We start from the raw sequence: 6518 nt of genomic DNA on the forward strand, positions 1-6518 counted from the left end.
CGCAGGTCCCCGAGCTCATCCGCGCCGGCCAGCTCGCGCAGCAGCGGCACGGGGTCGGCGCGCAGCGCCGCGAAGAGCTCCGGCAGCAGCCGCAGCGAGGCGCGCAGCGCGGCGACGTCCCGCGGCGGCGCTGTGTTGAGCGCGATGCGGCTGGCCAGCCGCTCCAGGTCGAGGATGCCTGCGAGTGTGCCGCGCAGGCGCCGGCGCAGGTGTTCCTCGGCGGCGAGCCGGTCGACGGCATCGAGGCGCGCGCGGATCTCCCCGGGGTCCATCAGCGGCGCGCCGATCCACGCGCGCAGGCGCCGGGCGCCGAGCGGGGTGCACGTGGCGTCGAGGACGCCGAGGAGGCTGCGCTCGCGACGGCCGTCCTCGAGGTTCGCGAACAGCTCGAGGTTGCGCCGGGTCGCCGCGTCCAGCGCCATCCGGCCGCCGGCGTGCCAGGGCGTCAGGCGCGTGATGTTGACGAGCGGCCGCCGCTGCGTCGCCCGCAGGTAGCGCAGGAGCGCTCCCGCCGCCGTGATCCCCTCGGCGTAGCCCTGGCACCCGAAGCCGTCGAGCGTGGCGGCGCCGAAGTGCTCGAGCAGCGCGCGGCGCGCCGAGTGCGGCTCGAAGGCGCCGGGGTCGTCCTGGCGGGTCACGGTCACGCCCGGGGCCGTGCGCGCGATCGCCGCCTCGAGGTCGGGGGGCACGGCGGCGGGCACGAGCACCTCGGCGGGAGCGAAGTCCTCGAGGCGGTCCTCGAATTCACGTCGGTCGGCGGTCGGGACCTCGTGGAGGAGGAACTCGCCCGTGGAGAAGTCCAGGGCCGCCAAGCCGGTGCGGGACCGACCCGGCGCGACGGCGACGAGGTAGTTCGTCTCGCGCCCCTCGAGGAGACGCTCGTCCAGCACCGTGCCGGGGGTGATCACGCGGGTGACCTCCCGCCGGACGATGCCCTTGGCGGTGGCGGGGTCCTCCACCTGGTCGCAGACGGCGACCTTCCGGCCGGCCTTGAGCAGGCGCGTGATGTAGCTGTCGGCGGAGTGCACGGGGATGCCACACAGCGGCACGGGGTCGGCCTTCGAGCGATCGCGGGAGGTCAGGGCGATGTTGAGGATCCGCGAGGCCTCCCGCGCGTCGTCGTAGAACATCTCATAGAAGTCCCCGAGGTGGAACAGGAGGATGGCGTCGGGATGCTCCTGCTTGATGCGCTCGTACTGGCGCATCAGGGGGGTCGCTGCGCTCATCGGCGGACGATCCAACTGCCCGTGAGGTCTCGGAAAATCGGCTCTGACGGCAGATCCATGCGCGGGATCATAGGGCTTGCCGGAAGGCGAGTCAACAACACCGGCGGTTCGGAATAGGCTGCGCAGGTCAGGCGCGAGCAGGATTCTTCGTCCCGGCAAGGCAGGACCGAAGCCTGCGAGGAGGCGTACTGGTGTACGCCGCACGAGCAAGGCGCGGGCCAACGCCGCCGGGGCGGAGAAGACCCTCGCGAGTGACCCGCGCTACCCGGTCCTGGGCGGGAGGGGGAAGCGGGTGCGGAGGGTGAACTTGAAGTCCAGCACCCCGATCACCAGGGGGCCCAGCAGCAGCGGTGGATAGGCGGCGAAGGCCACGGCGAGCATCGTGCGGCCCAGTCGCGAGAGCCCGGCGCGCGAGACGAAGAACAGGACGATGGAGAGCCCCTGGAGCAGGTAGGCGAAGAGCAGCGGCAGCAGCACGTTGAGGGCGACGGTGGCCACCGGCCGGCTGGGGACGAGGGCGAGAGCGAGCACCGGGATGAGCAGCCAGACGAGCGCCTCGGGCAGCGCGAACGCGGTGAGGTCGGGCTGGGGGACCGCGGCCCCGCGGCGTGCGAGGAACCGCGCGGCGAGCAGCGCGTTCACGGAGCACTCGATGTAGATCGCGATGAGAGCGACGGCGGGCAGGACGCGCCGCATGACCGCGAGGACCTCCTCGAGCTGCTTGAGCGCGGCGGCCCCCGCGGCCCCCTCGCCGGCGGCATCCCCGATCTCCGTGAAGGCCGCCCGCAGCTGCTCCTCGAGGATGGCCCCGGGGTTGCGGGCAAATTCGGGCGAGAAGAGGAACGCGGCCCCGAGGACCAGCGCCGTGATCGCCACGGCGGCGACGGCGGCGGGGACGGCGACGCCCCGCCCGCGGGCGAGCGCCGTGCCGAGAAACGCCGCGGGCAGCGCGTGCTCCAGCGCGAACAGCAGCGTCACCGGCGGCGGCAGGACCGGCAGCAGCGCGGCCGCGGCCAGCACGCTCCCGAGCAGGCCGACCCTGAGGCCGTGGCGCGCGGCCAGCCAGACCAGGGGCGCTCCGGAGACGAAGCCGAGGGGCTGGCCGAGGAGCGGCACGAACACGCCCGCCGCGAAGAGCAGGCCTGAGAGCGCGCAGGCCGGGAGCAGGTCGGCGGCTTCTCGGCTCAGGCGCATCGGTCGGGCAGCGCGCGGCCCCGGCAGGAACCCGCCGGGGCCGGACGCCGAGACGACGGCCTAGTGGGCGGCCGCGAAGGGGATGAGCGCGATCGAGCGCGCCCGCTTGATCGAGGTCGTCAGGCTGCGCTGGTGGCGGGCGCAGGTCCCCGTGATCCGCCGGGGAATGATCTTGCCGCGCTCGCTGACGTACATCTTCAGCAGCTTGGCGTCCTTGTAGTCGATCATCACGACCTTGTCCTCGCAGAACTTGCACGACTTGCGCTTCTGGAAGCGCTTTCTCTTGACCGGTTCCATCGCCATTCCCGTTCTCCCCCGCGGGCGCGTCGCGCCCGCCGTCAATTTTGGTGTGATCCTCGCCCGTGCGGCCCGCAGCGCGCTAGAAGGGCGGCATCTCGTCGGGGCCGAGGTCCGCGAGGGGGTCGGCCTCCTGCGCCTGCCCGCCACCGGCCCCGCGACCCTGTCCCTGCCCCTGGCCCTGGCCGCCGATGAACTGGACGTTGTTCGCCGTCACCTCGAGCTTGGAGCGGGTCTGCCCGTCCTTCTCCCACTTGCTGTACGAGAGCCGGCCCTCGATCGCGACCTGCCGGCCCTTGGCGAGGTACTCGCTGCTGGTCTCGGCCATGCGGCCGAAGACCTTGACGTCGACGAAGCAGGGCTCGTCCTTCCACTCGTCACCCACCTTGCGGCGGTTGTTCACCGCGACCCCGAAGCTGGCGATCGCGGTCCCGGCCGGCGAGTAGCGCAGCTCCGGGTCGCGCGTGAGGCGACCGACGAGGATGACGACGTTGATGTCGGCCATGGCGGCCTCTACCCCTCGGCGGGGGCGGCGGCCTGCACCGTGCCGGGAGCCTCGGCGGCCGCGGCGGCCGCGGCGGCGGCCTGGGCGGCGGCGGCAGCCTGGAGGAAGTTGACCTCCTTCTCCTCGAGCTTGACGGTGAGGAAGCGCAGCAGGTCTTCGTTGATCTTCATGCTGCGCTCGAGCTCGCGGACCGCCGTCGCCGGCGCGCGATAGCGGTACAGCGCGTAGTGGCCGTTCTGGAAGTGGCGGATGGTGTAGGCGAGCTTCTTCTTGCCGAGGTCCGCCTGGTGGAGGATCTCGGCCCCCTCGCGCACGAGGATGCCGCGGTAGTTCTCGATCAGCTCCGCGATCTCCTGGTCGTTGAGGGTGGGCCTGACGATGAGGATGGTTTCGTAGAACTTCTGCACGGCGCGGTTCCCTCCTTCCGGATGTCAAGCCCGCGGCCCTGGCCGCGGGCAAGGAAGTGCCTTCCCCCCACGGGAAAGCGGTGTCTTATACCACGGGCGCCCGCGGCGGCGCAAGCGCGATCCGCGCGTGCGCGCGGCCACGTCTACTCTTTTGGTCCGCGCGCAGGCGCGGATCCGGCGGTTTCGCCGGGGTCAGGGTTGCAGGCGTTCATCGCCGCCGCGGGGCCGCGCGCGAGGAGCACCTCGATCGCCTCGACCCCCCGCGCGAGCACCTCGGGGAGGGCCGCCCGCTCCGCGGCGCCGAACTCCTGGAGCACCCAGGCCTCGGCGGGGACCCCCTCGGGGGGGCGCCCGACGCCGATCTTCAGGCGTAGGAATCCAGGGTCCGCGAGGTGCTCGAGGATCGAGGCGATGCCGCGGTGGCCGCCCGCGCCGCCGCCGGCGCGCAGCCGCAGGCGGCCGAAGGGCAGGTCCATGTCGTCGTGGGCGACCAGCAGGGAGGCGGCATCGGTCCCCGTGAAGGAGAGGATGCGGCGCACGGCCTCACCCGAGCGGTTCATGAAGGTCTGCGGCTGCGCCAGCAGGCAGCGCCTGCCCGCGATCCGCCCCTCGCCGACCCGCGAGCCGTGGCGTTCGCGCCCCAGGTCGATGCCGTGAGCCGCGGCCAGCCGCTCGACCAGCAGGAAGCCGGCGTTGTGGCGGGTGCGCTCGTAGCGGGTCCCGGGGTTGCCGAGGCCGACGAGAACGCTGTCGAACGCCATGGTGCTCCGAGATCTCCGCCGCAAACGGAAAAGGCGGCCCCGGGTGACCGGTCGCCGCCTTTCCCGGGCCGCGCTGCCCGCGCGGCGCCGCGCCGCTACTCCTCGGCGGCCTTGCGCTCGCGGATGACCTCGGGCTCGGCCGTCTCCGTGGAGGGCGCGACCGCGGCCTCCTCAGCGCCGAGACCGGCCACGGCAGCGACCGTCTGGTCGGCGGCGTCGAGGACGGTGACCCCGGCGGGGACGGCGAGGTCGCGCACGTGCACCGCGCCGCCGAGGGAGAGCCCCGAGACGTCAACCTTGATCGAGGCGGGGATCGCCGTCGGCAGGCACTCGACGTTCAACTCGTGCATCGCCTGGGTGAGCATGCCGGTCTTCTGGGCCACCGCCACCGGCGTGCCGACGAACTCCAGCGGGACGCGGACCTCGATGGCGCGGTCGAGCGAGACGACATAGAAGTCGACGTGCGACGGCAGCGGCTTGAGCGGGTCGTACTGGATCTCGCGGACGATGACCTTCTTCGCCGCGGCGTCGCCGCCGACCGTCAGGTCGATGAGCGCGTTCTCGCCCGAGACGTGCAGCAGCTTGAGGAAGCCCTTCGGGTCGATGGACACGCTCAGCGGCTCGGTCCCGGGGCCGTACACCACCGCGGGGCACAGCCCCCGGGCGCGGAGCTTGTTCATCCCGGACTTGCCACGCTCGTTCCTGATCTCGGCGGCCAGCGCAACGCTCGTCATCTCGTCACTCCTTGTATTTTCATTTGTCGGTGAGCAGCGGATATTAGTCGAAAACCTCGAGGATGTAAAGGACGGCACCCAGAGGGGAAGGCGGTCGTCGTGACGGTCGGACAGGACCCCGGAGCCCGCCCGGTCCTAGACGAACAGCGAGCTGACCGACGCGTTCTCGTGGATCCTCCGGATGCCCTCGCCGAGCAGCGCCGCCACCGACAGCACCGTGATCTTCGCGGCGCCCCCGTCCTTCGGCGGGATCGTGTTCGTGACCACGACCTCCTCCAGCGGCGAGCCCTGGATCCGCTCGATCGCCTTGCCGGAGAGCACGGCGTGCGTGGCGGCGGCGAACACCTGCGAGGCGCCCTTGGCCTTGACGGCGCTGGCGGCCTGCACGAGCGTCCCGGCCGTGTCGATCATGTCGTCGATGAGGATCGCCGGGCGGCCCTCGACGTCGCCGATGATGTTCATGATCTCCGCGACGTTCGGCGCCAGGCGGCGCTTGTCGATGATGGCGAGCGAGGCGTCGAGCCGCTTGGCGAAGTTGCGCGCGCGCTCCACGCCGCCGGCGTCCGGGGAGACGACGACCGGCCGCTCGAGCCCCTTGCGGCGGAAGTACTCCAGGAGCACGGGCGCCGCCCAGAGGTTGTCCACGGGGATGTCGAAGTAGCCCTGGAGCTGGCCGGCGTGCAGGTCGGTGCAGAGCACCCGGTCGGCGCCCGCGGCGGTGATGAGGTTGGCGACGAGCTTGGCCGTGATCGGCACGCGCGGCTCGGCCTTGCGGTCCTGCCGCGAGTAGCCGTAGTAGGGGAGCACGACGGTGATGCGGAAGGCCGAGGCCCGCCGCAGCGCGTCGATCATGATCAGCAGCTCCATGAGCGTGTCGTTCACCGGCGGGCAGGTGGACTGGATCACGAAGACGTCGCGCCCGCGGGTGTTCTCGCTGATGCGGACCATGATCTCGCCGTCCGAGAAGCGCCCGACCACCGCGGCGCCGAGCGGCACGCCGAGGTAGGCGCTGATCTCGCGCGCGAGGACGGGGTTGGCGTTTCCGGCGAAGAGTTTCATCTCGTGCACGGCCCGTATCCTCCCCTGATCGAGGCCGGCACGCGCGCTGCCGTCCGCGCCGGCCGCCGCGGACGCCCTGGAACGGAGGGGAACCTTAGCCGATCCCTCCCCGCGTTGTCAATGAATACCGCGCTGTCCCAGCAGAGCGGCAGGCATCTCACCACCGGAACGAGCCTTGGGCTGGCTCACGGGGAACGGGGGCGAAGAGGTCAAGAAACGCGTCCGCGCGTCACGCGCGGATCTGGGCGCTGTTGACAGGCCGCCGCGCCGCTCTGGTATGATCCCGACCATGCGTCTCTCGAAATGTGCGCCGCTGCGCCGCGCCGGCGCGTGCC

General features: G+C 72.0%; 8 protein-coding genes. All 8 read right to left on the minus strand.

Annotation, left to right across the window (positions count from 1 at the left end; translation table 11 throughout):
* Positions 1-1226, minus strand: a 1226-nt coding sequence (locus VI078_11695) for a DNA mismatch repair protein MutS (protein HEY5999945.1), incomplete at its 3' end; no start/stop codon positions are given.
* A gap of 261 nt (positions 1227-1487) precedes the next feature.
* Positions 1488-2420: a DUF2232 domain-containing protein gene (locus VI078_11700; GenBank protein ID HEY5999946.1), complete on the minus strand. Its 933-nt coding sequence runs from the start codon at positions 2418-2420 to the stop codon at positions 1488-1490.
* Positions 2421-2480: 60 nt separating this feature from the next.
* On the minus strand, positions 2481-2723 hold the full coding sequence (gene rpsR, locus VI078_11705; protein HEY5999947.1) for a 30S ribosomal protein S18: 243 nt from the start codon (positions 2721-2723) through the stop codon (positions 2481-2483).
* A 76-nt stretch (positions 2724-2799) separates the two neighbouring features.
* Positions 2800-3222 carry a single-stranded DNA-binding protein gene (ssb, locus tag VI078_11710; GenBank protein ID HEY5999948.1) on the minus strand — a complete coding sequence of 141 codons (423 nt, stop codon included), beginning with the start codon at positions 3220-3222 and terminating at the stop codon, positions 2800-2802.
* Positions 3223-3230: 8 nt separating this feature from the next.
* Complete coding sequence (rpsF, locus tag VI078_11715) at positions 3231-3629, minus strand: 30S ribosomal protein S6 (protein ID HEY5999949.1); 399 nt, start codon at positions 3627-3629, stop codon at positions 3231-3233.
* A 143-nt stretch (positions 3630-3772) separates the two neighbouring features.
* The gene (pth, locus tag VI078_11720; GenBank protein ID HEY5999950.1) at positions 3773-4390 is read right to left on the minus strand and encodes an aminoacyl-tRNA hydrolase; all 618 of its coding nucleotides are present in this window, start codon (positions 4388-4390) and stop codon (positions 3773-3775) included.
* 95 nt (positions 4391-4485) lie between these two features.
* Positions 4486-5124, minus strand: coding sequence for a 50S ribosomal protein L25 (locus tag VI078_11725; protein ID HEY5999951.1), 639 nt, complete (start codon positions 5122-5124; stop codon positions 4486-4488).
* Positions 5125-5259: 135 nt separating this feature from the next.
* Positions 5260-6183 (minus strand): ribose-phosphate pyrophosphokinase, encoded by a 924-nt coding sequence (locus tag VI078_11730; protein HEY5999952.1) that lies wholly within the window; start codon positions 6181-6183, stop codon positions 5260-5262.
* Positions 6184-6518: the final 335 nt, after the last annotated feature.

The organism is bacterium (genome assembly GCA_036524115.1).
Lineage (GTDB): Bacteria > JAUVQV01 > JAUVQV01 > JAUVQV01 > DATDCY01 > DATDCY01.